Origin of the sequence: Variovorax xiamenensis (assembly GCF_050916385.1) — a bacterium.
Lineage (GTDB): Bacteria > Pseudomonadota > Gammaproteobacteria > Burkholderiales > Burkholderiaceae_C > Variovorax.
Genome location: NZ_CP139038.1, coordinates 168,627 through 194,554, shown reverse-complemented (window position 1 = coordinate 194,554; position 25,928 = coordinate 168,627). Strand labels below are relative to the sequence as shown.

At 68.3% G+C, this 25,928-nt stretch carries 28 protein-coding genes and 1 tRNA gene; 15 read left to right on the top strand and 14 right to left on the bottom strand.

Annotated features, from left to right (window positions below; all coding sequences use genetic code 11):
* Positions 1-20 precede the first annotated feature (20 nt).
* Entirely contained in the window at positions 21-1,364 is a 1,344-nt protein-coding gene (locus SFB74_RS00830) for a DUF3100 domain-containing protein (protein WP_432728782.1), read from the bottom strand.
* 130 nt (positions 1,365-1,494) lie between these two features.
* On the opposite strand from SFB74_RS00830, the gene SFB74_RS00825 reads away from it, so the two are divergent.
* Together SFB74_RS00825 and SFB74_RS00820 are read left to right on the top strand one after the other, a co-directional pair.
* Entirely contained in the window at positions 1,495-2,424 is a 930-nt protein-coding gene (locus tag SFB74_RS00825) for a LysR family transcriptional regulator (RefSeq protein WP_432728781.1), read from the top strand.
* A 56-nt stretch (positions 2,425-2,480) separates the two neighbouring features.
* Positions 2,481-2,942, top strand: coding sequence for a CopD family protein (locus SFB74_RS00820; RefSeq protein ID WP_432728780.1), 462 nt, complete (start codon positions 2,481-2,483; stop codon positions 2,940-2,942).
* Between the two features lie 60 nt (positions 2,943-3,002).
* Here the strand turns inward: SFB74_RS00820 and SFB74_RS00815 are convergent, their stop codons facing one another.
* The 4 genes from SFB74_RS00815 to SFB74_RS00800 form a co-directional block, all read right to left on the bottom strand.
* Positions 3,003-3,416: an organic hydroperoxide resistance protein gene (locus SFB74_RS00815; protein ID WP_432728779.1), complete on the bottom strand. Its 414-nt coding sequence runs from the start codon at positions 3,414-3,416 to the stop codon at positions 3,003-3,005.
* Between the two features lie 219 nt (positions 3,417-3,635).
* A complete protein-coding gene (locus tag SFB74_RS00810) occupies positions 3,636-4,067 on the bottom strand; it encodes a VOC family protein (RefSeq protein WP_432728778.1) in 432 nt (143 codons plus the stop codon).
* 18 nt (positions 4,068-4,085) lie between these two features.
* A complete protein-coding gene (locus tag SFB74_RS00805; protein ID WP_432728777.1) occupies positions 4,086-5,324 on the bottom strand; it encodes a CaiB/BaiF CoA transferase family protein in 1,239 nt (412 codons plus the stop codon).
* A 7-nt stretch (positions 5,325-5,331) separates the two neighbouring features.
* Positions 5,332-6,531 carry an acyl-CoA dehydrogenase gene (locus tag SFB74_RS00800; RefSeq protein WP_093195687.1) on the bottom strand — a complete coding sequence of 400 codons (1,200 nt, stop codon included), beginning with the start codon at positions 6,529-6,531 and terminating at the stop codon, positions 5,332-5,334.
* Between the two features lie 186 nt (positions 6,532-6,717).
* On the opposite strand from SFB74_RS00800, the gene SFB74_RS00795 reads away from it, so the two are divergent.
* Together SFB74_RS00795 and SFB74_RS00790 are read left to right on the top strand one after the other, a co-directional pair.
* Entirely contained in the window at positions 6,718-7,620 is a 903-nt protein-coding gene (locus SFB74_RS00795; RefSeq protein WP_432728776.1) for a LysR substrate-binding domain-containing protein, read from the top strand.
* A gap of 11 nt (positions 7,621-7,631) precedes the next feature.
* A complete protein-coding gene (locus SFB74_RS00790; protein ID WP_432728775.1) occupies positions 7,632-8,552 on the top strand; it encodes an AraC family transcriptional regulator in 921 nt (306 codons plus the stop codon).
* A gap of 16 nt (positions 8,553-8,568) precedes the next feature.
* Here SFB74_RS00790 and SFB74_RS00785 read toward each other — a convergent pair whose 3' ends face one another.
* Genes SFB74_RS00785 through SFB74_RS00770 form a run of 4 tightly spaced genes read right to left on the bottom strand, consistent with a single transcriptional unit; the run spans position 8,569 to position 11,063 of the window.
* Positions 8,569-9,369 (bottom strand): 2-keto-4-pentenoate hydratase, encoded by an 801-nt coding sequence (locus SFB74_RS00785; RefSeq protein ID WP_432728774.1) that lies wholly within the window; start codon positions 9,367-9,369, stop codon positions 8,569-8,571.
* Positions 9,370-9,385: 16 nt separating this feature from the next.
* Complete coding sequence (locus SFB74_RS00780) at positions 9,386-9,892, bottom strand: GFA family protein (protein ID WP_432728773.1); 507 nt, start codon at positions 9,890-9,892, stop codon at positions 9,386-9,388.
* Positions 9,889-10,719: a zeta toxin family protein gene (locus tag SFB74_RS00775; protein ID WP_432728772.1), complete on the bottom strand. Its 831-nt coding sequence runs from the start codon at positions 10,717-10,719 to the stop codon at positions 9,889-9,891. Before SFB74_RS00775 ends, SFB74_RS00780 begins: the two co-directional genes overlap by 4 nt.
* Complete coding sequence (locus SFB74_RS00770) at positions 10,716-11,063, bottom strand: hypothetical protein (protein ID WP_432728770.1); 348 nt, start codon at positions 11,061-11,063, stop codon at positions 10,716-10,718. Before SFB74_RS00770 ends, SFB74_RS00775 begins: the two co-directional genes overlap by 4 nt.
* 129 nt (positions 11,064-11,192) lie before the next feature.
* Between SFB74_RS00770 and SFB74_RS00765 the strand changes: the two genes are divergently transcribed.
* The gene (locus SFB74_RS00765) at positions 11,193-11,909 is read left to right on the top strand and encodes a 2OG-Fe(II) oxygenase (protein WP_432728769.1); all 717 of its coding nucleotides are present in this window, start codon (positions 11,193-11,195) and stop codon (positions 11,907-11,909) included.
* Positions 11,910-12,131: 222 nt separating this feature from the next.
* The gene (locus SFB74_RS00760; RefSeq protein WP_432728768.1) at positions 12,132-14,084 is read left to right on the top strand and encodes an adenylate/guanylate cyclase domain-containing protein; all 1,953 of its coding nucleotides are present in this window, start codon (positions 12,132-12,134) and stop codon (positions 14,082-14,084) included.
* A 7-nt stretch (positions 14,085-14,091) separates the two neighbouring features.
* Here the strand turns inward: SFB74_RS00760 and SFB74_RS00755 are convergent, their stop codons facing one another.
* Positions 14,092-14,535 carry a YbaY family lipoprotein gene (locus SFB74_RS00755; protein ID WP_432728767.1) on the bottom strand — a complete coding sequence of 148 codons (444 nt, stop codon included), beginning with the start codon at positions 14,533-14,535 and terminating at the stop codon, positions 14,092-14,094.
* Between the two features lie 7 nt (positions 14,536-14,542).
* Positions 14,543-16,537, bottom strand: coding sequence for an acetoacetate--CoA ligase (locus SFB74_RS00750; protein WP_432728766.1), 1,995 nt, complete (start codon positions 16,535-16,537; stop codon positions 14,543-14,545).
* A 100-nt stretch (positions 16,538-16,637) separates the two neighbouring features.
* On the opposite strand from SFB74_RS00750, the gene SFB74_RS00745 reads away from it, so the two are divergent.
* The 9 genes from SFB74_RS00745 (at position 16,638) to SFB74_RS00705 (ending at position 24,309) form a co-directional block, all read left to right on the top strand.
* Positions 16,638-17,390: a TetR family transcriptional regulator gene (locus SFB74_RS00745; protein ID WP_432728765.1), complete on the top strand. Its 753-nt coding sequence runs from the start codon at positions 16,638-16,640 to the stop codon at positions 17,388-17,390.
* A complete protein-coding gene (locus SFB74_RS00740) occupies positions 17,387-18,331 on the top strand; it encodes an ABC transporter substrate-binding protein (protein ID WP_432728764.1) in 945 nt (314 codons plus the stop codon). Before SFB74_RS00745 ends, SFB74_RS00740 begins: the two co-directional genes overlap by 4 nt.
* A complete protein-coding gene (locus tag SFB74_RS00735; RefSeq protein WP_432728763.1) occupies positions 18,328-19,185 on the top strand; it encodes an ABC transporter ATP-binding protein in 858 nt (285 codons plus the stop codon). The genes SFB74_RS00740 and SFB74_RS00735 overlap by 4 nt, the downstream gene beginning before the upstream one ends.
* The gene (locus SFB74_RS00730) at positions 19,178-19,948 is read left to right on the top strand and encodes an ABC transporter permease (RefSeq protein ID WP_432728762.1); all 771 of its coding nucleotides are present in this window, start codon (positions 19,178-19,180) and stop codon (positions 19,946-19,948) included. Before SFB74_RS00735 ends, SFB74_RS00730 begins: the two co-directional genes overlap by 8 nt.
* Positions 19,945-20,733, top strand: coding sequence for an ABC transporter permease (locus tag SFB74_RS00725; RefSeq protein ID WP_432728761.1), 789 nt, complete (start codon positions 19,945-19,947; stop codon positions 20,731-20,733). Before SFB74_RS00730 ends, SFB74_RS00725 begins: the two co-directional genes overlap by 4 nt.
* 47 nt (positions 20,734-20,780) lie before the next feature.
* Positions 20,781-21,587, top strand: coding sequence for a cyclase family protein (locus tag SFB74_RS00720; protein WP_432728760.1), 807 nt, complete (start codon positions 20,781-20,783; stop codon positions 21,585-21,587).
* A gap of 10 nt (positions 21,588-21,597) precedes the next feature.
* Positions 21,598-22,923, top strand: coding sequence for a fumarylacetoacetase (gene fahA, locus SFB74_RS00715; protein WP_432728759.1), 1,326 nt, complete (start codon positions 21,598-21,600; stop codon positions 22,921-22,923).
* Positions 22,924-23,025: 102 nt separating this feature from the next.
* Positions 23,026-23,169, top strand: coding sequence for a hypothetical protein (locus tag SFB74_RS00710; protein WP_432728758.1), 144 nt, complete (start codon positions 23,026-23,028; stop codon positions 23,167-23,169).
* Positions 23,170-23,268: 99 nt separating this feature from the next.
* Positions 23,269-24,309, top strand: coding sequence for an RNA ligase (ATP) (locus SFB74_RS00705; protein WP_432728757.1), 1,041 nt, complete (start codon positions 23,269-23,271; stop codon positions 24,307-24,309).
* Between the two features lie 51 nt (positions 24,310-24,360).
* On the opposite strand, the gene SFB74_RS00700 is transcribed toward SFB74_RS00705, so the two are convergent.
* From SFB74_RS00700 to SFB74_RS00690, 3 genes are all read right to left on the bottom strand, one after another.
* Positions 24,361-24,436, bottom strand: a tRNA-Gly gene (locus tag SFB74_RS00700).
* A gap of 84 nt (positions 24,437-24,520) precedes the next feature.
* A complete protein-coding gene (locus SFB74_RS00695) occupies positions 24,521-25,426 on the bottom strand; it encodes an NAD(P)/FAD-dependent oxidoreductase (RefSeq protein WP_432728756.1) in 906 nt (301 codons plus the stop codon).
* Entirely contained in the window at positions 25,416-25,877 is a 462-nt protein-coding gene (locus tag SFB74_RS00690; protein WP_432728755.1) for an RrF2 family transcriptional regulator, read from the bottom strand. The genes SFB74_RS00695 and SFB74_RS00690 overlap by 11 nt, the downstream gene beginning before the upstream one ends.
* Positions 25,878-25,928: the final 51 nt, after the last annotated feature.

Here is a 25,928-nt window from a genome sequence, read left to right as displayed (position 1 = left end):
AGCTCTCTCGTGGAATGGGGTCAGTGGAAGAATTCGGCGATCACCGTGGCACCAAGGAATGTGCCGGCCGTGGCGGTGAGCGACACCACAACGATGCGCCAGCCCAGCTGGCGGAACACCGGCAGGTCCTTCGCGACCGAGAAGCCGGCCAGCGCGAGCACCGGCGTGGTGAAGGCCAGGAAATTGAGCTTGCCGGTGATCGCGATCAGCGCATCGGAGAACGGAAACAGCCCCGGAATGCCGGCCACGGTGGCCACCACCGACAGCACCAGCACCATCGGCAGGCGCGGCACGAGGCGCTTGATGCCTTCGACGATCAGCGCGATGACCACCACCGCAGCCAGGCCTTCGAGCGACACCAGCACCGGCACCTTGTAAGTCAGCGAATTGCCGATGAGCACGCCGCCGCCCACCACCGCCCAGGCGATGAGCGTGTCGCGCAGCGACATCGCGCCGCCATGGCCGACGCTGGCCTGCGAGACGGCCGCCGTGCCCGCGTCCTGCGCGCCGCGCTTCGAGAAGCGGCCCAGCACCGGCTCCAGCTTGCCGTAGAGCCACGAGCACAGCGGCAGCGACAGGAACAGCGTGAAGTAGAAGCCCACCACCGTGGTCAGCAGGTTCGACGCGGCGGCAATGGCGGTGAGCTGCGGCAGCATCTCGGCCGGCTGCTGCGCCGCGATGGCGCCCAGCGCCGCCGCCATCAGGCTGCCCGAGCCCACGCCGGCGCCCATGGCCAGCGAGCGCGGATCGAAGATGTGCAGGCTGGCGACGAAGCCCGCCAGCACCGCGATGAAGAGCGCGCCCAGCACGGTGCCGGTGATGTACTCGGCCAGCACGCCGCGGCCCTCGGGCGAGGCCATGCCGTACTTCTCTCCGATGATCACGAGGTTGCCCTCGCGGCCCACCGAGAAGGTGGCGCCCACCGCCTCGCGCTTGATGCCCAGCAGCAGCGCCAGCGGCAGGCCCAGCGCCAGCGTGCCCAGTGCGTGGCCGAACTCCTGGAACAGCAGCGCCCAGCCGGCCTGCTTGACCTGCGGCAGCGCGGCACCGACCGTGAGGCCCAGCTTCACCACGAAGAGCAGCAGGCCCGCGTTCAAGAGGCCGCCGGCGAAGGATTGCTCGGCGGTCGCCACCCGCACCACGCCCGGCACGCGGCGGTGCGCGATGCCCCATGCGGCGGCGATCAGCAACGCCCACAGCATCGGCAGCAGCGCCACCTTGCCCGGGCCGACGCTGAACTGCACCGGGCCGATCAGCTCGGCGGCGGCCACGACGGCCAGGGTGACGAGCACGAGCCGGAGTTTTCCGGAAGCCGAGGAAGAAGGGGCAGCGGCGGCGAGCGTGGTGGAGGCGGCGGATGTCATCGGGTGGGGCATCGTGTGGCGCAGCGGTACCTGCGGGGTGCCGGGGAGTTTCGGATCGAGCGCCTCTTGCATCAATGACCGCGAATTGACATATTTGTTGCATTGGATGCAACACTCAGGAGACAGGGCCATGGACGACAGGCTCGACACGCGCCGCGTGCGCTATTTCATGCAGGTGCTCGAAAGCGGCTCCGTGCGCGGCGCCGCCGAGGTGCTCGACATGGACCCGTCGGCCGTGAGCCGGGCCATCGGCATCCTCGAGCAGGAGTGCGGCCTGCCGCTGCTGGAGCGCCACGGGCGCGGCGTGGTGCCCACCGACGCGGGCCAGATGCTGGCCGGCTACGTGCGGCGCCAGCACAGCCAGAAGCAGCACCTGATGGCGCAGCTCGACAGCATCCGCAAGATCGAGCGCGGCCACATCGATGTCGTGGCCGGAGAGGGCTACGTGGACTGGCTCATGCGCCACAGCCTGCGCGACTTCATGACCTCGCACCCGAAGATCACCATCGACCTCGACGTGGCGAGCACCGACGAGATCGTGCAGCGCGTGGTGGAGGAGCGCGCCCACATCGGCATGCTGTTCCAGCCGCCCAAGGACGAGCGGCTGACTTCGCACCAATCGCACTCGCAGCCGATCCAGGCGATGGTGCTGCGCTCGCACCCGCTCGCGCAGCTCGGCCGGCCGCTGACGCTGGGCGACCTGCTGCCCTACGCGGGCGCCACGCTGCATCGCAACTTCGGCGTGCGCCAGCACATAGAGGCCGCCGAGATCAGTGAAGGCGTGCGCCTGCCTTCGCTGCTGACCACCACCTCGTTCAGCGCGCTCGGGCACTTCGTGTCGGCCGGGCTGGGCTACGCGCTGGGCACGCGCATCTCGCTCACGCCCAATGCCAGCAACCCCGAGCTGGTGGAGCTGCCGATGAAGAACCCGCTGCTGTCGCAGGGCCGCTCGCACATCGTTTCGCGCCACGGGCGCATGCTCTCGCCGGCCGCGGCCGAACTGCTGCGGCAGGTGGTGGCTGACATGCGGCGCTTCGCGGAGACCAAGCCCGCCGGATGACCACGAAGGGCCTCGTTGCGCGCCGGGGCCCTTCGGTGTTCTGATCGGACCCCACCATGCTCTACGTCACTGCACTCTTCATTCACCTGCTGTGCGCCGCCTTCTGGGTCGGCGGCATGGCGACCATGCACTTCGCGGTGCGCCCCTCGGCCGTCGCCACGCTGGAACAGCCACCGCTGCGCCTGCGCATGATGACCGCGACGCTCAGGCGCTTCTTCGTCGGCGTGGATGCTTCCGTCACGCTGCTGTTTGCGAGCGGCGTGGCGATGATCCTCGCGGCCGGCGGCTTCCGCGGCCTGCACTGGCGCATCGAAGCGATGATGAGCATCGCGATCGTGATGCTCGCCATCTACGTCTACATCCGGGCCTCGGTGTTCAGGGCCATGCGCCGGGCAGTGGACGAAAGCGCGTGGCCGGCGGCGGCCGCGCGGCTGAACACCGTGCGCAAGCTGGTGACGGTGAACCTCGTGCTGGGCGTGATCGTGTTCGGCGTGGCGACCATCGGGCGCGCAAGCTGAACGGGCCCGGGGCCGCCAGGCAGCCACGGGCCCGCACCATCGATCCGGCCCGGGCCTGGATCAGATCAGGTTCAGTTCCACGTCGATATTGCCGCGCGTGAGCTTCGAGTAGGGGCAGGTCTGGTGCGCGGTGTCGACCACGGCGCGCGCGGTCTCGCGGTCCAGGCCGGGCAGGCTCACGTTCAGGCGCGCCTGCAGGAAGTACTGGCCCTCCTGGAGCACGAGGTCGACCTCGGCATCCACCGACAGGTCGGCCGGCAGCTTGACCTTCAGGGTGCCCGCCGCCTTGCCCATCGCGCCGATGAAGCAGGCCGACCAGCCGGCCGCGAACAGCTGCTCGGGGTTGGTGCCCGTGCCGTTGCCGCCGGGGGGCGAGAGCTGGATGTCGAGGTGGCCGTCGCTGCTGCGCGATGCGCCGAGGCGGCCGCCGGTGGTGTGGGTCTTGCCGGTGTAGAGGACTTGCTTGTCGGTCATGGAGATTCCTTTGGACTGGAAGGTGGTTCGAAAGACTTGGTTGTGGACTCCATCGCCTCGCGTGCATGTGCATCGTTGGCGATGCAGGAATTACATCGACGGGCTGTATCCACGATGTGTCGAACCACCGGCCGGTTTGCATGCGCGTGTGTCCGCTGCGCCATGCAGACACAGTGGCGTACAAATCTCCGGACGGAAGGAATCAGGAAGAAGGAAGGCTCAGGCCGCAGGGCCCTTGAGTTCGACGCCGTTGCCGTCGGGATCGGCGATGTAGATCGAGGGGCCGTTGCCCTCGGCGCCGAAGTTGTTCTGCACCTCGCCGTGCACCGCGACGCCGTGCTGCGCCATCAGCGCGCGGATGGCCGCCTCATCGAAAGGCTCGATGCGCAGGCAGAGGTGGTCGACGTTGCGGCCTTCGGTGCCGGCGAGCGCCCCGCCCTGCCTGCCCAGCGGGCCGTCGGGCGTGACGAGGTCGATCAGGCTGGTGCCTGCGCGCAGATGCACGAGCCCCAGGTCGTCGCGGCGTTTCTCGACAGTGCAGCCCAGCACGCCGCAGTAGAAGGCGATGGAACGCTCGGCGTCCTGCACGCGCAGCACGACGTGGTCGATGCGCAGCACCGAGAACGGTGGCTGGCGCATCGGGTTCGTCATGCGGGCCTGCTCACCGGTTCAGACCACGCCGGCCGAACGCAGGGCTTCGAAGCGGGCCGCGTCGATGCCCATTTCCGCCAGCACTTCCTGCGTGTGCTGGCCCAGCGCCGGCGGTGCATGGCGCAGAACAGGCGGCGTTGCCGAAAGGCGCAGCGGGCTCGCCACGCCGGTGATGCTGGCGATGCCGTCGCCCGCGTCGCGCGGCAGCGTGACCGCGAGGCCGCGCGCCTTGACCTGCGCGTCGTCGAAGGCCTGCGCGATGTCGTTGATCGGGCCGCAGGGCACGGCCTTGTCCTCGAGCAGCGTGACCCACGCGGCGGTGGTGCGGGTGCGCGTGAGCTCTTCCATCATCGGGATCAGCACGCCGCGGTGCTTCACGCGCAGCGTGTTGGTGGCGAAGCGCGCATCGGTCGCCCACTCGGGGTGGCCGCCAGCCTCGCAGAAGCGCGCGAACTGGCCGTTGTTGCCGATGGCCAGCAGCATCGCGCCGTCCTGCGTCGGGAAGTCCTGGTAAGGCGCGAGGCTGGGGTGCGTGTTGCCCTGGCGCCCGGGCGCCTTGCCGGTATTGAGGAAGGCGCTCGCCTGGTTGGCGAGGATGGCCATGCCCACGTCGAGCAGCGCCATGTCGATGTGCTGGCCTTCGCCGGTGCGGTCGCGCACCTGCAGCGCGGCCAGGATGGCGGTGCTGGCGTAGACGCCGGTGAACAGGTCGGTCAGCGCCACGCCCACGCGCAGCGGGCCGCCGCCGGGCACGTCGTCGGGACGGCCGGTGATGCTCATCATGCCGGTCATGGCCTGGATCATCAGGTCGTAGCCCGCGCGCTCGGCGTACGGACCGTCGTGGCCGAAGCCGGTCACGCTGCAGTAGATGAGGCGCGGGTTGGCCGCGCGCAGGCTCTCGTGGTCGAGGCCGTACTGCCTGAGGCCGCCGGTCTTGAAGTTCTCCACCACGATGTCGGCCTGCGCCGCCATCTGCTTCAGCAGCGCCTGCCCGTCGGGCGCGGCCATGTCGACCGTGACCGAGCGCTTGTTGCGGTTGCAGGCGGTGAAGTAGCTGGCCTGGTCGGTGTCGTTGCCGTTCGCGTCCTTGACGAAAGGCGGGCCCCAGGTACGCGTGTCGTCGCCGACGCCTGGGCGCTCGATCTTGACGACGTCGGCGCCCAGGTCCGCGAGGATCTGCGTGCACCAGGGGCCCGCGAGCACGCGGGACAGATCGAGGACCTTGATGCCGTCGAGTGCTGCGGGCTTGCCGGTCATGCGCGGATCAGTTCGAGAACGCGGCGATGCCGGTGATGGCGCGGCCCAGGATGAGGGCGTGGATGTCGTGCGTGCCTTCGTAGGTGTTGACCACTTCGAGGTTCACCAGGTGGCGGGCCACGCCGAACTCGTCGCTGATGCCGTTGCCGCCCATCATGTCGCGTGCCATGCGGGCGATGTCCAGCGACTTGCCGCAGTTGTTGCGCTTCATGATCGAGGTGATTTCCACCGCGGCGATGCCTTCGTCCTTCATGCGGCCCAGGCGCAGGCTGCCCTGCAGGCCCAGCGTGATCTCGGTCTGCATGTCGGCCAGCTTCTTCTGGATGAGCTGGTTGGCGGCCAGCGGGCGGCCGAACTGCTTGCGGTCCAGCGTGTACTGGCGGGCGCGGTGCCAGCAGTCTTCGGCGGCGCCGAGCGCGCCCCACGAGATGCCGTAGCGGGCGCTGTTCAGGCAGGTGAAGGGGCCCTTCAGGCCCTGCACTTCGGGGAAGGCGTTCTCTTCAGGGCAGAACACGCCGTCCATCACGATCTCGCCGGTGATGCTGGCGCGCAGGCCGACCTTGCCGTGGATGGCGGGGGCGCTCAGGCCCTTCATGCCCTTCTCGAGCACGAAGCCGCGGATCGGGCCGACCGCGCCGCTCTCGCTGACTTCCTTGGCCCACACCACGAACACGTCGGCGATGGGCGAGTTGCTGATCCACATCTTCGAGCCGGTGAGCGAGTAGCCGCCCGGCACCTTCTTGGCGCGCGTGGCCATGCTGCCGGGGTCGGAGCCGTGATCGGGCTCGGTCAGGCCGAAGCAGCCGATCCATTCGCCGGTGGCGAGCTTGGGCAGGAACTTCTGCTTCTGGCCCTCGGAGCCGAATTCGAAGATCGGCACCATCACCAGCGAGCTCTGCACGCTGGCCATCGAGCGGTAGCCCGAGTCGACGCGCTCGACTTCGCGGGCGATCAGGCCGTAGGCCACATAGTTGAGGCCGGGGCCGCCGTACTGTTCGGGAATCGTCGGGCCCAGCAGGCCGAGGGCGCCCATTTCGCGAAAGATGGCGGGGTCGGTCTCGCCGGTGCGGAAGCCTTCGAGCACGCGGGGAGCCAGGCGCTCCTGGCAGTAGGCATTGGCCGCGTCGCGGATCATGCGTTCTTCGTCGGTCAGCTGCTGGTCGAGAAGAAGGGGGTCGTCCCAGTGGAATTGCGCTTTGGCGGCCATGTGGCTGTCTCCGGAAAAGGGGGAAGAAAGAAAAAAGAGGGGGATCGGCCGATGCTAGCCACGCGAGGGCCATGACGCAAACGAGGATTCCGCACCCAGATATGCGTTCGTAGAATGTCTTGCAAGATGTTCGAACGGCCTCTCCATTGACGAGCCATCGAATCCATACATACAGCTGAGGCATACATGCGCCGCAAGATCCCGCCCCTGCAGACCCTCGTGTGCTTCGACGCCGCCGCGCGCCACGAGAGCTACACGCGCGCCGCGCAGGAGCTCGCGCTCACGCAGAGCGCGGTGTCGCGCCAGATCGGCACGCTCGAGGCCTTCCTCGGCGTGGCGCTGTTTCGCCGCACGCGGCATGGCGTGGCGCTCACCGCCAGCGGCGCGGCCTACGCGCGGCAGACAGCCAAACGGCTGGAAGCGATGGAGCGCGACACGCTCGACGCCATGGCGCACCAGGGCGAAGGCGGCTCGCTCTCGCTGGCGGCCGTGCCCACCTTCGCCACCCGCTGGCTGATGCCGCGCCTGAAGGGTTTCGCGGCGCTGCAGCCCGACGTGGTGGTGCACATCGAAACGCGCACCCGCCCCTTTCTCTTCGCCGACGCGGAGTTCGACGCCGCGCTCTACGCCGGCACGCCCGCGCAGGTCGAGAACTGGGCCGGCACGCGCGCGCTGCTGCTGATGCACGAGGACGTGGTGCCGGTGTGCAGCCCCGCCCTGCTTCCGCGCGGCAAGGCCGTGGCGCCCGCCGCCATCGCGAAGATGCCGCTGCTGCAGCAGAGCACGCGCCCCGACGGCTGGCGCCAGTGGTTCGATGCGCAGCAGATCGACGCGCCCAACGCGCGCGGCGGCCCGCGCTACGAGCTGTTCTCCATCCTCGCCGCGGCCGCATCGCACGGGCTCGGCGTCGCACTGATGCCGACCATGCTGGTGGCCGATGAGCTGGCGCGCGGCGAGCTGGTGGTGGCCTGCGCGCGGCCGCTCTCGGGCGAGCGCAACTACTACCTCGTGACGCCCGAGCGGGCCGACCAGCGGCCGCTGCTGAAGTTCTTCAGCGACTGGCTGCTTGAGCAGGCACGCCAAGGCTGAACATGCCCGCCATGAAGCGCGACAGCCGGTCCGAATACGAATGGCGCATGCACAAGGTGCTGACGCACATCGACAACCACCTCGACGAGCCGCTCGACCTCGCGGCGCTGGCCGACGTGGCGCATTTCTCGGCCTTTCACTTCCATCGCCTGTTCGCGGCCTGGGCCGGCGAGACGCTGGGCGACTACGTGCGCCGCCGGCGCGTGGAGGTCGCCGCGCTGCGGCTGGCGACGCAGCCGCGCGTGTCGGTGCTCGATGCGGCGCTGTCGGTGGGCTTCGGCTCGGGCGAGGCTTTCTCGCGGGCGTTCCGCGCGCGCTTCGGCAGCTCGCCGACCGCGTGGCGGGCCGTGCACCGCTGGTCGCCGTCCGATACGGAAAGCAATCCTGATCAGATCGCATTGCACGGCTTCACGAAGAATGGGCCTTCATCGCGCGACGCCGCGCAAACGGAGGCCAGGCCCATGCAAGTCGAACTCATCACCCGCCCGCCCGTCACCATCGCCTACCTGCGCTACGTGGGCCGGTTCGGTGCGCCCATCGGCGTCTTCTGGGAGACGAAGGTGGCGCCGTGGATCGGCGCGCATCAGCTGTGGTCAAACCCGCGCTACGGCATCAGCCACGACGATCCGAGCATCACGGCGCCGGAGCAGTCGCGCTACGACGCCGCCGTGGAAGTGCCCGAAGACTTCGTGCCCGACGGCGGTTTCCAGAAGACGGTGCTGCCCGGCGGGCGCTATGCGGCGATGAAGTTCAAGGGCCTGCCCCAGGAGATCAACGAAGCCTGGGCGAGCGTGCTGCGCGACTGGCTGCCGGCCAGCGGCTTCCAGATCGACAACCGGCCTGCATTCGAGTACTACGCGCCGTGCAACGCTTTCGACGAGAAGACGATGGCTTTCGAATGCGACATCTGCATTCCGATCGCGCCGCTCTGAGCGGTGGGAGCCGCTGCTAGCGCAGCGCGATGCCGAGCGAATCGAAGGGCGCGTCGAACTCGGCGCGCCACGACTGGCCTGGCTCCAGCGGCCAGGCATCGGTCCATGTGCCGGTGGTGACCACGTCGCCGGGCATCAGCGCCGGCGCGCCGGGGCAGCGCTGCAGTTCCTGGTTGAAGTGGTGCAGGGCGTGCAGCGGGCCATCGAGCACGTTGACGCCCGTGCCCTGCTCGACCAGCTCGTCGCCTCGGTAGAGCCTCACACGGGTGCGGCCCAGCAGCTCGTCGAGCGCCTGGGCACTGGTGGCGAAGCGGCCGACCGGCGTTTCGCGCCCGATCAGCAGGCGCGCATGCAGGCCGCCGTCGGCCACGGTGTCGGCGGCGGTGAACTTCCAGCCGGGCAGGTGCGACTGCACGATCTCGAAGCCCGGGGCGAGCCATGCGATGCAGCCGAACAGGTCTTCGAGCGTGGCGTCGCGCGGCGGTGTCGCGGCCATGCCGAAGACGATCTCCGGTTCCAGGCGCGGCTGGCGGAGCCTGTCCAGGCTCACCTCGCCCGTGCCGCCGCTGCTGCGTGTGAGCGTCGTGTTCCACACGGTGCCCCAGATGGGCGCGTAGACCTCGTAGCGGGGCCAGATCGTGCGGTTGGTGAAGCCGATCTTGTAGCCCACGGGCCGCTCGCCGCGAGCGCCGCGAAGCGCGCGCAGGGCCAGCGCCTGCTGGTAGGCGGCGTCCACGTCGGCGGCAATCGGGAGCGGGCGATCGGCGGGCCACAGCAGGCCCTGGTCGTAGTGGTCGAGAACGGCCTGGGGCGTCATGGCGTCAGCCCTTCCGTCAGCGCTTCGCGGGCCGGGCGCCTTCCCGGGCATAGGCTTCGATCAGCGGCGGAAAGGCATCGAAGGCAGGCATGGTGCCAAAGCTGTGCTTCGCCGGCGTCGAGGCCCACGGCAGCTTCTCGTCGGCCCAGGTCTCGATGAAAGGCTCGACCCATTCATGCCGGTCGAGCATGCTGGGGCGCAGGTTGACGAAGTCGTCGAGGCCCTCGGCGCGCGTGAACATCCAGCTCTTGCAGTGCGGGCAGAAGTAATGATGCGAATCGGCGCCGTGCAGCCCGCCGATGACGGGCTCGCCCGACACCACCTCGAAGCCCGGCGTGGGAATGGCCAGCGAGAGCGAGAAGGCGCTCGCGCTCATGGCCTGGCAGCCGGTGCAGTGGCAGGCCATCGAAAGCAGCGGCGGCGCGCTGATGCGCAGGCGCACCTGGCCGCAGCGGCAGCCGCCGGTCCAGGGGAGTTGCCAGTCGCCGGTGGCTTGATCGGGGGGCGGGGTCGAGGTGCTCAAGATTTGCTCCGTTCGGGTTGCTGTTGCTGCTGCTGTTCCGGCTGCGGCGCCGGCTTCTTCGGCTGCGAAACGCGCGGCGGCTTGAACGGCCCCGTGACTTTCTCGAGCCAGGGATCGCAGACGGCGCGCAGCTCCGGGTCCACGTCGAACTGCGGATCGCGCGCATCGAACAGCACCGACTTCTTGGCCTGTGCGCGCACGAGCGAGAAGGCGTTTTTCTCCGAGCGGCTGTTGTCGAACATCAGCGTCATGTTCGCGATCTGCGCGGCGTGGCCGACCGCCGCCTGCGTGCGGGGAAAGCGCTCGAGGAGCTTCTTGCGGTCCACGTCGTGGCCGCCCTGCTGCTTGCGCGTGCTCACGCGAAAGACGGACATGTCCACCGACACCAGCCCCACGAAGAGCAGCACGACGAAGTAGCCGGCCTCCTGCATCGCGCGGATGTCGTCGGCCTTCGACTCGTGGCCGCCGCCGGGCAGCGGCTTCCAGTGGGAGAAGACGGTTTCGAAGGCGAAGGGCATGCGCTCGTCCATCACCAGGCTCTTGAAGGCGCGCACGCCCTTCTGCGAGAGAACCTGCCAGCGCTCGTCGTCGTCGCGCAGGCGCTGGGCCCAGGGGGGAATGTGTCCGGTGGAGGGGTCTGCGTCGGGCAGGATGGACATCATCATCCGGTCGGCGTTGACCAGCGGCAGGCGCAACGAAGGCGCCAGGCGCGAATACCAGAGCGTGGACTTGCCGGAGCCGTTGTGGCCGGCCAGCACGAAGGCCACGGGGCGCGGGCCCTGCGTCTGCTCCAGCAGTTTCTCGAGCTTCGGCGGGCGGCTGCTCACGCCTTGCTCGCGCGGAACCTGCCGTCGACCATGCGGCCGATCACCTTGGTGCCGTCGGCCGCTTCGCGCACGATCTTGCTCGGGTCGGGCGGATAGGCCGAGTAGGCGTACACCTTGGCCGCGTTGGGCCCGCGGAAGACCACCGACCTGTCGATGCCGGGCTTGCCCAGCGCGCGGGCCGCCTTCTTCAGCAGCACCGTGGTGTTGTCCTCGGGACGCACCTCCGGACGCGGCGCCTTGCCGACCTTGACCAGCGCCATGCCGCGCCCCAGCACAGCCACCGGGCGGCCCTGCACCAGTTGCCCGATGGAGCTTTCGCGCGCAGTGGTTTTTTCTCTTGCCATGGGGGGATGATCGCTCAAAACGGCCGGCGCCCGCAGCTTCGCCCTGCAAAGCCCGCGCTGCGCGCTCGTGCGGAAAGCCGCGTCCGGAAACGGCGAGCCGCGTCGCGCCGAAGACAGGACACTGCCCCCATGACAGCAACCCCAGCCTCCCTGGTCGATGCCCTCGACTGGCCCCGCATCGAAGCCGACATCGCCGCCCGCGGCTGCGCCACCACCGGCACCGCGCTTTTCACCCCGACGGAATGCGCCGCGCTCGTGGCGATGTACGACCGGCCGCGCCACTTCCGCAGCCGCGTCGTGATGCAGCGCCATGGCTTCGGCCAGGGCGAGTACCAGTACTTCGCCTATCCGCTGCCGCCGAAGCTCGCGGCATGGCGCGGCGCGCTGTACGAGCGCCTCGCGCCGCTGGCCAACGCATGGGCGGCGGCGATGGGCCAGCCGGCCGACTATCCGGCGGAGCACGCCACGTATCTCGCGCGCTGCCACGCGGCCGGGCAGGAGCGCCCCACCCCGCTGCTGCTGCGCTACGACGAGGGCGACTACAACTGCCTGCACCAGGACCTGTACGGCGATCTGCAGTTTCCGCTGCAGCTCACGGTGCTGCTGAGCGAGCCGGGCAGCGATTTCACCGGCGGCGAGTTCGTGCTGACCGAGCAGCGCCCGCGCATGCAGTCGCGCGCCGAGGTGGTGTCGCTCGCCCAGGGCGAGGCGGTGATCTTCGCGGTCAACCAGCGGCCGGTGGCCGGCACGCGCGGCAGCTACCGAGTGACGATGCGACACGGCGTGAGCCGGGTGCGCTCGGGGCGCCGGCACACGCTGGGCGTCATCTTCCACGACGCGCGCTGACGGGCCGCCTCCTTTTCCGCAGCTTCCCAGGACTGGTCTAGACAGGTCCGGGCCACGGCGGCGTTGTGCAGTACCGCACGGAACGCCGAACTCAGGCGAAAATCACGCCCGCTTCCAAGCAGCCACAGGACCCCGACGCCAATGATCGGAGCCGTGGACCCGCCGGAAGCCGGCTCGCGGCTTCGGCTCAGCGGGCGCGTCGAGTGGTCGTCAGGGAGCTGTATGAACAAGAACTCGTCCGGGAATCCGGAAGCGGCTGGAAAGCCGTCGGTCAAATCTGTCACAGGAGCGTCGCCGCCCACGGCTGCGCTCGTCGCACCGCCCGGGCGCTCGCGCCGCTTCAGGGTGGATGTGGGAACCATCGTCAGCGCCGTGGCGCTGGCCCAGTCGCTGCTGCTGGTGTCGCTCGGCTACTGGGGCTCGCAGCGGCTGGTGTCGCGCATCGGCGTGTCCGCCCACAAGTCCAACCACGACCGCACCGAAGACAAGGTGCGGGCCTTCCTGCAGAAGGCGGAGTCGGTCATCAACGCGGTGGGTACCGCGCCCAGCCTGCGTCCCGCGGGCGAGCACTCCGAAAAGACGGCGGAGCTGCTCTGGACGCTGCTGCAGCAGTCGCCCGAGCTCGACAGCATCTACGTGAGCAACGAGAGGGGCCAGATGCTCATGGCCCTGCGCTACCCGGTGCCGGCCATGCGCCACATCGAACTCGACGAAGGCTTCACCACCGAGACCTGGCAGTACAAGCTGCCGCTGGACGCCGAGGCGAATGTGCAGCAGCGCTACACCACGCAGCGCCTGGACTCCTTCCGCAGCGACTACAACCCGACGAAGCGCGGCTGGTACCTGCAGGCCTCGAAGGCAGGCGGACCGGTCTGGACGCAGCCCTATGTGTTCGCCGCGGCGCAGGAGCTCGGCGTGACCTACGCGCTGCCCAGCCAGCGCAGCTACGCGGGCAGCGCGCAGCAGCTGGTGGTGGCGGGCGACGTTTCGCTCGGCCGGCTTTCGGAATTCGTGCGCCAGTTCAACAACGACGGCTACGGCGACAGCGCGCTGCTGAGCGCCGACTTCCGCGTGCTCGCACGCAGCGACCTGCCCGGCGTGCTGCACAAGCTGGAGCCCCCCAGCGGCGTGCTCGGCGCATTGCACGCGCACATGCAGGCCGCCGGCACGGCGGGCAGCGGCAACGACACGGAGTTCTCCTTCAACTACGAAGGCCGCCGCTACCTGGTCCAGACCTCGCGCATCCCGAGCACCGGCTGGCAGCTGGTGAGCTGGGTGCCTGAGGATGTTCTCCTGAGCGACCTGCGCCGCGCGGTGTTCCTGGGGCTGGCGCTCGCGGTGGCCTTCCTGGCGATCGCGCTGTTCATGTCGCTGAAGCTGTCGAAGCTGGTGACCGCGCCGGTGGAGAACCTCTCGCACATCGCGCGCCGCATCGGCCTGCTGGAACTCGACAACCTTCCTCGCGAACCCAGCCGCGTGCTCGAGATACAGCATCTCGACCAGGCGCTGGACGACTCGGCGCGCAGCCTGAAGGCCTTCAGCAAGTTCGTGCCGGTGGACGTGATCAACCAGCTGATCGACGAAGGCCACGCGCTCGGCCCCTCCGGCTCGCCGCGCCGCGTGACGGTGATGTTCACCGACGTGGAGGGTTTCACCTCCATCTCGGAGTCGCTGGACACCGACGTCCTGGTGGGCATGCTGACCGAATACTTCAACCTCGCGACCGGCGTGTTCGCGCGGCACGGCGGCGTGGTCGACAAGTTCATCGGCGACGGCATCATGGTGCTGTGGGGCGCGCCCTCCGACCTGAAGGACGCGGAGTACAAGGCCTGCCTGGCCGCGCTGGAGCTGCATGTGGAAATGGACGACCTCAACCGCAAGTGGGTCGAGCAGGGCCTGCCCGAGTTCCGCACCCGCGTGGGCATTCACACGGGCACGGTGATCGCGGGGGTGCTGGGCTCGAACGACCGGCTGTCCTACACCGCTTTCGGCGATGCGATCAACGTGGCGAGCCGCATCGAGGGCATCAACAAGCAACTGGGCACGCAGGCGCTGATCTCGGAAACCACCTTCGCCGGACTCGACGGCCGACTGCATGCGCGGCGCATCGAGGAACAGGTGGAACTGCGCGGCCGGCAGACGCGCATGGTGCTCTACGAGCTGATGATGTCGTGATCGGCGGCTAGCGCGGCGACGGCGTGACGCGCACCAGCACGAGGTCGGCGCTGGTGGCACCGCCCTGCGTCAGCACCGGATACTGCGTGTCGTTGATGAACAGCAGCTGCTCGCCGCGCGTGATGCGCGCCGACACGGCATAGCGCATGCGCGGATCGATGCGCGCGGCATCCACCTTGAGCTCGTAGGCGAAAGGTACCTGCTTGCCGTTGGCCTTGATGCGCTGCTCGGCCAGCACCTTCGAGGGCGCGTCCATGAGCGACACGTCGAGCAGTTGCACCACGATGTCGGCCGCGGGGTCGAGCGCGATGCGTTCGCGGTAGGTGACGGTGCCGCTCACGCGAAGCTGCGCGGCGCCGCCCGCTGCCGGCGAAGAGGGCACTGCGCAGGCGCTCAGCAGCGAGGCGCCCGCGATGGCGGAGAACATGAGGAGGCTGGTGCGTCTTTTCATGCGCCCATTATGCGGAGGCACGCTGCGCGGCAAAGGCCACGTACCAATCGAGGCTTCCGGGATTTGCCATTGCTTCACGATTGACAACCTTTTCGATCGGCTGGCCCAGCAGCAGCTTCTTGATCGGCAGTTCCTGCTTCTTGCCAGACAGCGTGCGCGGTATCTCAGCCACCTGGAAGATGTCGTTGGGCACGAAGCGCGGCGACAGCGAGGTCTTGATGGCGTTGTTGATCTTCGCGCGCATCGCGTCGTCGAGCGGCACGCCGGGGCGCAGCACCACGAAGAGCGGCATGTAGCTGTCGCGGCCCAGGTATTCGAGATCGACCACCATCGAGTCGAGCACTTCGGGCAGGCCCTCGACGGCGCTGTAGATCTCGCTGGTGCCCATGCGCAGGCCCTGGCGGTTGATGGTGGCGTCGCTGCGGCCGTAGATGATGCAGCCGCCGTCTTCGCCGATCTTGATCCAGTCGCCGTGGCGCCAGACGCCGGGGTAGCTGTCGAAGTAGCTCGAGACGTAGCGGGCATTGCCCTCGTCGCCCCAGAAGTACAGCGGCATCGACGGAATTGCCTTGGTGCAGACCAGCTCGCCCACTTCGCCGATGACCGGCTGGCCCTGCTCGTTCCAGGCTTCCACCGAATGGCCGAGCTCGCGGCATTGCATCTGGCCGGGCACTTCGGGCAGGTCGCGATTGCCGCCGACGAAGGCGCCGCAGAAATCGGTGCCGCCGGAGATGTTGCACCACCACACCTCCTTCGAGCCGGCATCGAGGATCTGCTTCGAGCCCCAGCGCTGCACCTCCTCGGGCAGCGGCGAGCCGGTGCTGCCCAGCGCGCGCACGCGCGAAAGATCGCCGCAATCCTTCGCGACGAGCCCGGCCTTCATGCAGTTGGTGAAGTAGGCCGCGCCCGCGCCGAAGAAGGTGACCTCGTGGCGCGCCACGAAGCGCCACAGCACGCCCCAGTCGGGCTTCTCCTTGCTGCCCGCCGGGTTGCCGTCGTAGATGCAGATGGTGGCGCCGAAGGCCATGCCCGAGAGCTGCGAGTTCCACATCACCCAGCCGGTCGAACTGAACCAGTGGTAGCGCTCGCCGAAGTTGTTGGCGCCGTAGCTCGCGCCCACGTCGTTGTGCAGGCCGCAGGCATGCATGGTGAGGATGATGCCGCCCTGGCCGTGCACGATGGGCTTGGGCAGGCCGGTGGTGCCGCTCGAATAGACGATCCAGATCGGATGGTCGAAGGGCAGCCATTCGGGCTCGAAGGCCGCGACCTCGGCGTCGTCGCGCGCGATGGCCTGCGTCCATTCGACATCGTGCGGCACCGCGCTGGCGGCGTACGGCGACTTCACGAGCAGCAGCTTCTGCACGCTGGGCAACTGGCCGCGAAGCTCCTGCAGCACTGCGCTGCGATCGAGCGGCTTGCCGCCGTAGTGCACGCCATCGACGGCGATCAGCACCTTGGGCTCGATCTGGCGGAAGCGGTCGGCCACCGCGGCCGTGCCCATGTCGGGCGCGCACACGCTCCAGATCGCGCCGATGCTGGAGCACGCCAGAAAGGCCACCATGGTCTCGGGCACGTTCGGCATGTAGGCCGCGACGCGGTCGCCGCGCTTCACGCCTAGCGACTTCAGCGTGAGCGCCACCGAGGCGACCTGGCGGCGCATCTCGGGCCACGACATCTCGCGCACCTCGCCGAGTTCGTTGTCGCTCACGATGGCGGGCATGCCGGCCGCGTGGGCCGCGTCGACGTGGCGCAGCACTTCGCGCGCGTAGTTGACCTGGGCGCCGGGGAACCAGCGCGCGCCGGGCATGCGCGATTCGGCGAGCACCGCGCTGTGCGGCGTGGGCGACTCGATGCGGGCGTAGTCCCAGATGCTCTGCCAGAAGGCGTCGAGCTCGGTGACGGACCAGCGCCACAGCGCGTCGTAGTTGTCGAAGGCGAGGCCGCGCGTCTCGCGCAGCCAGTCCTGGTAGAGGCGGATCTGGGGAATGTTGGGAGCGGGCATTGCACGAGCGTAGCGCCGCGAACGGGCGTGCTCAATGAGGGTTGACCTCAGGGTTTGTACGCGTGTTCAATGTTTTTGTACAAGCGTTCAATACGCCCCGATGAGTACCCGCACACCCACCGCAAAGCGCCAGGTCTCGCGCACCCCGGCACAGGCCATCGCGGCAGTCGCCATCGAGACTGCGCGGCCCGACCGCAAGCAGGCGATCCTGCTGGCGGCGGAGAAGCTCTTTTCGCAGCACGGCTACCACGTCGTGACGATCCGCCAGATCGCCGAGGAAGCCGGCGTGCCGCTGGCGCTGGTGGGCTACTACTACGGCCAGAAGCACGAGCTCTTCCACGCGATCTTCGAGCACTGGTCGCACTCCATCGACGCGCGTCTCGCGGGCCTGGCCGCCGTGAACATCGACCCCGACGATCCGCGCACGCTGCAACGCATCATCGAAGCCTTCACCGCGCCCGTGCTGGCGCTGCGCGCGAGTTCAGAGGGCGAGTACTACGCGCTGCTGGTGGCGCGCGAGCTCTATCACGCCACAGAGGAAGCCGACCGCGTGCTGCGTGCCTACTTCGATCCGCTGGCCGAGGCCTACATCGACGCGCTGCACGTAGCCCTGCCGCACGCCACGCGCAGCCAGGCAGCCTGGGGCTATCAGTTCGCGCTGGGCGCGCTGCTGCATCACCTGAACGACAGCCGCATCGAACGGCTCACCCGCGGCGAGAACACGCGCGCCGACCCGGCCGTGGCGCCGATGCTCGTGAGCTTCATCGTCGGCGGCCTGCGCGCGGCGCTGCCGCGCCCGAAGACCGCCAAGGCCTCACAGAAGAAAACCACCCCCAGGAGACAGAAGACATGATGAAACGACGCACCCTGCTGTCGGCGCTCGCCGCGGCGTCGGCTGCCGCGGCGCTGCCTTCGCGCGCCCAGTCCACCACGAAGATCGTGTTCGGCTACACGGCCGTGACCGACTTCGCATCGGTGTTCGTGGCCGCCGAGGAGGGCTACTTCAAGAAGCGCGCGCTCGACGTCGAGCTCAAGTTCATTCCGCTGAACTCGACGATCCCGGCCGCGCTGCAGTCCGACTCGCTGCAGATCGGCGGCCCCACGCCCTCGGTCTTCCTGCAGGCGGTGGACGGCGGGCTCGACCTGGTGCTGGTGGCCGGCGGCGGCCTCACCTCGAAGACCATCACCGGCTTCGGCTTGGTGGCGCGCGCGGGCTCGGGCATCAAGAGCGCGCAGGACTGCGTGGGCAAGAAGATCGGCGTGCCGGGCCTGGGCGCCTTCCTGCACGTGACCTTCCGTGCATGGCTGAAGGACAGCGGCGTGGACTACCGCAAGGTCAACTTCGTCGAGGCCGCGTTCCCGCAGCATGCCGACCTGCTGCGCGGCGGCTCGGTCGATGCGGTGGTGTCGGCCGACCCGTTCATGAGCCGCATCACCGAGAGCGGCGCGGGCTACGTGGCCTCCTACTACTCGACCTTCCTGCCCGAGAACAACCAGACCATCGTGCACGCGGCCAAGCGCGAGTGGGTGGCGAAGAACCCGGCGGCGGCGCGCGCCTTCCGCGAGGCGCTGGTGGAAGCCGCATCGTTCATGCAGCAGCCGAAGAACGACGCCAAGGTGCGCGCGGCCATCGGCAAGTACATCAAGCTGCCGCCCGACGTGCTCGCCAAGGTGCAGGTCTCGCCGCCCGGCCCCGTGGTGACGGAGAAACAGCTCGCCTACTGGACCGGGCTGATGAAGGAGCAGGACATGCTCAAGACGAGCATCGACGTGGCGAAGCTGGTGGCCAAGTGATCGCGGCACCTTCTCTCGTCACCGCGCGCGCCGCACTGCCGGCGGGCGCCTTCCATCCGCCAGCCGGCCCCGCGATGCAAGCCACTCCCTTCCTGCGCTTCGACGACGTGACCATCCGCCTCGGCGGGCGCGAGATTCTCTCGCCCACTTCCTTCGACGTGGCGCGCGGAGAGTTCGTCTGCATCGTCGGCCCCAGCGGCTGCGGCAAGACCACGCTGCTGCGCGCGGCCAGCGGGCTGGTCACGGCCAGCGCGGGCGAGGTGCGGCGCAACGGCGTGAAGATGACCGAGCCTTCACGCGAGGTGGCTTTCGTGTTCCAGGACTACGGCCGCGCCCTGCTGCCCTGGCGCACGGTGGAAGGCAACGTGAGCCTCGCGCTCGAAGCGGCCGGCGTTCCCGCGGCCGAGCGCGCACCGCGTATCGCCGACGTGCTCGGCAAGGTGGGGCTCGCGAAGCACGCTCACAAGTTTCCGGTGCAGCTCTCCGGCGGCATGCAGCAGCGCGCGCAGATCGCCCGCTGCCTCGCGCAGAAGCCCGAGCTGATGATGATGGACGAGCCCTTCGGCGCGCTGGACGCGCTCACGCGGCAGAGCCTGCAGGACGAGCTCGCGCGGCTGGTGCGCGAGGACGGGCTCACGGTGCTCTTCGTCACACACGACCTGGAGGAGGCCATCTACCTCGGCGACCGCGTGATCGCGCTGCAGGCCAATCCGGGGCCCGGGCGGCCCAGCCTTGCGCGGATGATCGACGTGAAGATCCCACGCCCGCGCGACCAGCTCTCGACCAAGGAGCATCCGGAATACCTGCATCTGCGGCGCGAGCTGTTCGCCTTCATCGAGCAGGGCCATGACTGACAGCCGCCTCTTCCGCTGGCTGCGGCCATGGGTGTTTCCCGTCGTGCTGATCGGCGCCTTCGAGTGGTACGCGCGACGCGCGGCCGCGCTGGGCAGCGATGCACTCGCACCACCGAGCGCCGCGGCCAAGGCCTTCGTGGGCGCCGCGATGGACGGTTCGCTCTGGACGGCCACCGGCTTCACGCTCGGCACGGCGGCGCTCGGCCTGCTGCTGGGCGCGGTGCTCGGCATCGCGCTGGGCGTGGTGCTCGGGCTCTCGCGTCGCGCGGCGCGGCTCGGGTCGGTTTCCATCGAAGTGCTGCGGCCCGTGCCGTCCGTCGCGCTGATTCCGCTGGCGATGCTGGGCTTCGGATTCGGCGTGCGCATGGAACTGGCCATCGTCGCCTTCGCCACCTTCTGGCCGCTGCTGGTGCTGGTGCAGGCGGCGGTGCAGCAGGTCGAGCCGCGGCTGCTCGAGGTCAGTCGCGTGCTGCAGCTGTCTGCACGCGAGCGGGCCTTCAAGATCGTGCTGCCGGCCATCGTGCCGCGCCTGTTCGTCGCGTTGCGCCTGGGCGTGGCGGTGGCGCTGGTGGTGGCGGTCACGGTGGAGATCGCGGCCAACCCCAACGGCATGGGCTACGCGATGATGATCGCGCAGCAGAGCTTCGATCCCGCGCTGATGCTCGCCTGGCTGGGCTGGATCGGCGTCGTGGGCTTCGCGGTCAACGCGGGCATGCTGATGCTGCAGCGCGTGGTGTCGCGGCGCATGGGAGTCCAGGCATGAACGGCAGCGACAACCGCATCGGCCTTTACCGGCTCGGATCGCTGGGCGTTCTGCTGACGCTCGTCGCACTGTGGTGGGTGGCGAGCAACGCGGGCTGGGTCAGCCGCGTGTTCCTGCCGACACCGCAGGCCACGTTCGCCAGCCTGCTCGAAGGGCTGAATCTCTCGGGCGGCGATGGCAGCGGCGAGTTGCTCGGCTTCACGCAGGCCACGGTGGGCCGGATGATCGAAGGCTGGCTGCTCGCCTCGCTCTTCGGCGTGCTGCTGGGCGCGGCCATCGGCGTCTCGCCCCAGGTGCGCGCGTGGGTGCAGCCCACGCTCGAATTCATCCGCCCCCTGCCCGCCTCGGCGCTGCTGCCGCTGGCCATTTCCATCTTCGGGCTGAACCCCGGCATGGTGCTCTTCGTGGTCGCGTTCGGCGCGATGTGGCCGGTGCTGCTGGCCACGGTGCACGGCTTCGCGGCCGTGGAGCCGCGCCTTTCGGAAGTGGCGCGCTGCCTGCAGATGTCGCGCGCGGCGTACATCTGGAAGATGGGCCTGCCCAATGCGATGCCCGACATCCTGGCCGGCATGCGGCTCGCGCTGACCATCGCGCTGATCGTCGCGGTGGTGGGCGAAATGATCGCCTCGCAAAGCGGCCTGGGCCAAGCCATCCTTCTGGCCGCGCGGGCCTTCCGCGCGAGCGACCTGTTCGCCGGCATCGTGCTGCTCGGGCTCATCGGCTTCGTGAGCAACGCGCTGCTGGCCTTTGCCGAACAACGCCTGCTGCGCTGGCAGCGCCCCTGATTCCTTCGTCTTCCTCCAACACGTACACCCCCACAAGGAGCCTCTTCATGCCACGCAAATTCGTCGACCTCTCGATCTTTCTCGAGAACGATGTGCTCTCCGACCCGCCGGCCTTCGCGCCGAAGATCCAGTACTTCACGCACGAGCAGACCTACGAGCAGATCGAGCCCTTCTTCCCCGGCCTGAAGAAGGAAGACCTGCCCGACGGCGAGGGCTGGGCGGTGGAACTGGTGCAGCTGTCGACGCACAACGGCACGCACCTGGACGCGCCCTATCACTTCCACTCGACCATGGACAAGGCGCTGGGTGAGAAGAAGCCCGCCATCGCCATCCACGACGTGCCGCTCGAATGGTGCTTCCAGCCGGGCGTGAAGCTCGACTTCCGCCACTTCGCGGACGGCTACGTCGTCACTGCCGACGATGTCGAGGCCGAGTTGAAGCGCATCGGCCACACGCTGAGCCCGCTGGAGATCGTGGTGGTCAACACGCGCGCGGGCTCGCGCTACGGCAACCCCGACTACGTGTCTGCCGGCGCGGGCATGGGCTACGAGGCGACGATGTACCTGCTGGAGCGCGGCGTGCGCCTCACCGGCACCGACGCGTGGAGCTGGGACGCGCCCTTCGTGCACACCGCCAAGAAGTACGGCGAGACGCACGACGCCTCGCTGATCTGGGAGGGCCACAAGGCCGGCCGCGACATCGGCTACTGCCACATCGAGAAGCTGCACAACCTGGAGGTGCTGCCGCCCACGGGCTTCTACATCAGCTGCTTTCCGCACAAGATCCGTGGCGCGTCGGCGGGATGGACGCGCGCGGTCGCGATCTTCGACGACGCGCTGATGGCTTCGGCGTGAGGTTGCGCCGATGAGCATCGAACTCAACCACACACACGACGTTCATGCGCGCAGCTGGGTCGAATCGGCCAATGCGCCTGGCAGCGACTTTCCTATCCAGAACCTGCCGCATGCGGTGTTCCGCCGCGCCGGCGGCACCGAGACATTTCGCGGCGGCGTCGCGATCGGCGACCAGGTGCTGGACCTTGCCGCACTCGTCACGAAGCAGCAACTCGACGGCCTCGCGCTCGATGCGGCGAAGGCTGCCGCGCTACCCGCGCTCAACGACTTCTTCGCGCTCGGCAACGCCGCGTGGAAAGCGCTGCGCCACGCGCTCTTCGACCTGCTGAAGAACGACTCGCCCATCGCCGCCGTGCAGGCGGTGCGCGAATGCCTCGTGCCGCAGGCCGATGCCGAATACACGGTGCCCGCGCGCATCGGCGACTACACCGACTTCTACACCTCGATCGACCACGCGCTGAACATCACGCGCCTGATGAACCCGGACGGCGACGTGACGCCCAACTTCCGATGGATTCCGATCGCGTACCACGGACGCGTGTCGACCATCGGCGTGAGCGGCCAGCGCTTTCACCGCCCGATGGGGCAAGCGATGGCACCGGGCGCGAAGGCGCCCACGTACCAGGCCTGCGCGCGGCTCGACTACGAGCTGGAGCTGGGCGTGTGGATCGGCAAGGGCAACGCACAGGGCGACGCGATTCCGCTCGAGCGCGCGGATGCACACATCTTCGGCATCTGCCTGCTGAACGACTGGTCGGCCCGCGACATCCAGTTCTGGGAGATGGCGCCCCTCGGGCCCTTTCTCGCGAAGAACTTCGCCACCACGATCTCGCCGTGGATCGTGACCATGGAAGCGCTCGCGCCCTACCGGCAGGCATGGACACGCCCGGCGAACGAGCCCCAGCCGTTGGCCTACCTGGAGCATGCGGCGAACCGCGAGAGCGGCGCGCTCGACATCCGGCTGGAGGTGTGGCTCGAAAGCGAGAAGGCTCGCAAGGACAAGACCGGACCGTCGCGCCTGTCGTCCACCAGCTTCAAGCACCAGTACTGGACCGTGGCACAGATGGTGGCGCACCACACCATGGGCGGCTGCAGCCTGAATCCGGGCGACCTGTTCGGCAGCGGCACGATCTCAGGGCCCAGCGAAGGCGAGGCCGGCGCGATCATCGAGCTGACGCGCGCCGCGCAAAGCCCTGTGACGCTGGACAACGGCGAGCAACGAGGCTTTCTCGAGGACGGCGATGCGGTGCTGTTGCGCGGCTGGTGCGAGAAGCCGGGGCATGCGCGCATCGGGTTCGGGGAGAGCCGGGGGATGGTGTTGGTCGCGAGGGGTTGACGCCAACGTAAACACTATTTACAGTCCGGCTCCTTTCGCGGACTGGCCGCGAAAATCCTCGACAACATCACGAGCACTCCACGCTCGCACCGAAGCCATTTCGTGAACACCAACCTGGTCATTGCCAAGAACGTCTGCAGCAACGCGAGCCCGACATGGGAGTGCGCGTTCGAGCATGGCGCGAGCCATGCAATCGGCCAGCAGCAAACAGGCAATCAGGCTTCACCGGGCGAAGCCGGCGCATAGCGCGCACCTCTTCAGCACTCTTTCAAGGAGGCCCGGACACCGAATGGTTCCGGGCCTCTTTTCTTTTGCGTCACCATCAACCACAGGGAGAAAACAACCATGCGCAAACTTGTCACCGTCCGCACCGTCGACGCCGTCCGCCTCATCCCAGGGGCCGACGCGATCGAATGCGCCATCGTCGAAGGCTGGACCGTCGTCATCAAGAAAGGCGAATTCGCCGTCGGCGACCGATGCGTCTTCTTCGAGATCGATTCGTTCCTGCCGCTCGACGATCCACGTTTCGCTTTTCTGGAGAAGGCTGCGATCACCTGGAACGATCAGCGCGGCGTGCGGCTTCGCACGATGAAGCTGCGCGGCCAGATCTCGCAAGGACTGATCCTGCCGCTGCCGCAGTTCTCGGAAATCGATGCGCTCGCGCTGGCAGATTCGGCGCTGCGCCAGCGCGATTGGGCCGAGCTGCTCGGCATCGGGAAGTGGGAGCCGGTGATCCCGGCCTGCCTGTCGGGCGAGGTGGAAGGAGCGTTTCCGCCCTTCATCGCCAAGACCGACCAGGAGCGCATCCAGAACCTGCCGGAGGTGCTGGGCGCGAACGACGGACAAGCGTTCGAGGTCACGGTCAAGCTCGACGGATCGAGCATGACCGCGTTCCACAACGCAGGAGCAACCGGCGTCTGCGGACGCAATTGGCAGCTGCGCGAAACCCCGGGCAACAGCCTGTGGCGCGTAGCGCGGGAAGACCGTCTGCTGGAAGCGCTTGCAACGCTGGGCCGCAATGTGGCACTGCAGGGCGAAATCGTTGGCGAGGGCATCCAGGGCAACCCGGAAAAGCTGCGCGGCCAGCAATTTCACGTCTTCGACGTGTTCGACATCGATCGCGGCAGCTACTGCGGAATGGATGAGCGCAATGCAGTCGTCGACTCGCTGCGGTCGCTGGGAGCGACCGTCCGCACCGTGCCGCTGCTCGAAGTGACCGCGCTCGATCGCTTCGGCGGATCGATGGCCGAGGTGCTGGCATATGCCGAAGGGCCGTCGCTGAACCCGGGAACTTCGCGCGAGGGCGTGGTGTTCAAGCGGCTGGACGGCGGGCTGTCGTTCAAGGCGATCTCGAACAGCTACCTGCTGAAGCACTCGGACCGCTGAGCCGAAGCGCAAATGAAAAAGGCCACCTGATGAGGTGGCCTTTTTTTAATTTGGAGCGGGAAAAGAGTCTCGAACTCTCGACCTCAACCTTGGCAAGGTTGCGCTCTACCAACTGAGCTATTCCCGCGTGAGCCTCAGATTATAGAGCGATATTGGACCGATTTTTCCGAATCCCGGAAAAAAGTTCTTTTCTCTTCCGTCCGGGGCGCTTTCAGGCGTCGAACACCATCGACCGGTGCATCGACACGCCAGCCATCAGCCCGTCCGCCGACGCCATCGTGGCGTTGGAAAACATCATCGAAAGATCGCCCGCGCCATAGACGCCGGGCACGGTCGTCATCTTCATCGCGTCGACGCGCAGCACCTTGCCGAGCGGGCCGTCGTCGAAGGCGCAGCCCAGGCGCTCGGCCAGCGGACTGGCCGGGCGCGTGCGCGGCGCCACATAGAGCGCCTCGATCGGCACCAGCCTGCCGTCGTCGATGCGCACGCCGGCGAGTTCGCGCCCTTCGCCTTCGAGGCAGGCGATGCGGCCGGGCTCGATGGCCACGCCGCGCGCCTGCAGCCTCGCGCGGACCTCCGCATCGGGCCCTTCGCCGCCGTTCAGGAAGACCGTGGTCGGGCCCCACTCGGCGATCAGCAGTGCGTGGTCCGGCGGATGCGCGCCGTGATGGAAGAGCATGCCGAGCTGGCGCCCGCCGAACTCGTAGCCATGACAGTAGGGACAGTGCAGCACGCTGGCGCCCCAGCGTTCGCCGAGGCCGGGAACGTCCGGCAGGCTGTCCTGCACGCCGTAGGCCAGCAGCAACTTGTCGGCCGAGCGCCGTTCGCCGTTGCTCAGCAACACGGCGAATCCGCCCGCCTCGCCCGCGCTCGCCTCCACCACGGCGGCCTCGACGAACTCGACGGTCGGATACGCGAGCAACTTCTCGCGCGCATCGGCAATCATCTTCAGGGGCGACACGCCGTCCTGCCCGAAGAAGCCGTGCGACGCGGCCGCGAAGCGGTTGCGCGGCGCGCCGGTGTCGACGACGCAGACCTTTCGCCGCGCCCGGGCAAGCTGCATGGCAGCGGAAAGGCCGACAAAGCTGCCGCCCACGATCAGAGCGTCATGACGCATGTTCGATGTCCTTCGATGTGAAGCCGCCGCCAGTCATGCGGCGATGAAAGTCCCTGGAAAGATCGGCCAGCGTGATGCTGTTGAAGCGCCTGAGCAGCAGCGCCTCGGCTTCGTCGCAGACGCCGTCGAGCGCCGCGTTCACCGCCTGCTCGACGATGCAGCCCGGGCTCTCGGTGCGATTGCCCATGGCCAGCAGCGCGGGCGCGCCCACGGCGTTGTGGATGTCGCCCAGCGTCACCGCCGACAAGGTGCACGACAGCACCCAGCCGCCGCCATGCCCCTTGGCCGAACTCACGAACCCCGCCTGCCGCAGGCCGGCCATGAGGCGGCGCACGACCACCGGATTCGTGCACATCGCGACCGCGAGCGACTCGGAGGTGACGGGCGTCTTCATCTCGGCCATGTGCAGAAGCACGTGGAGAACGGCTGAAAGCTTGCTGTCTCGTTTCATGCAACATTATGAGTTGCATATGCTTGACATGACGTACCGAAGGGTCTTGCG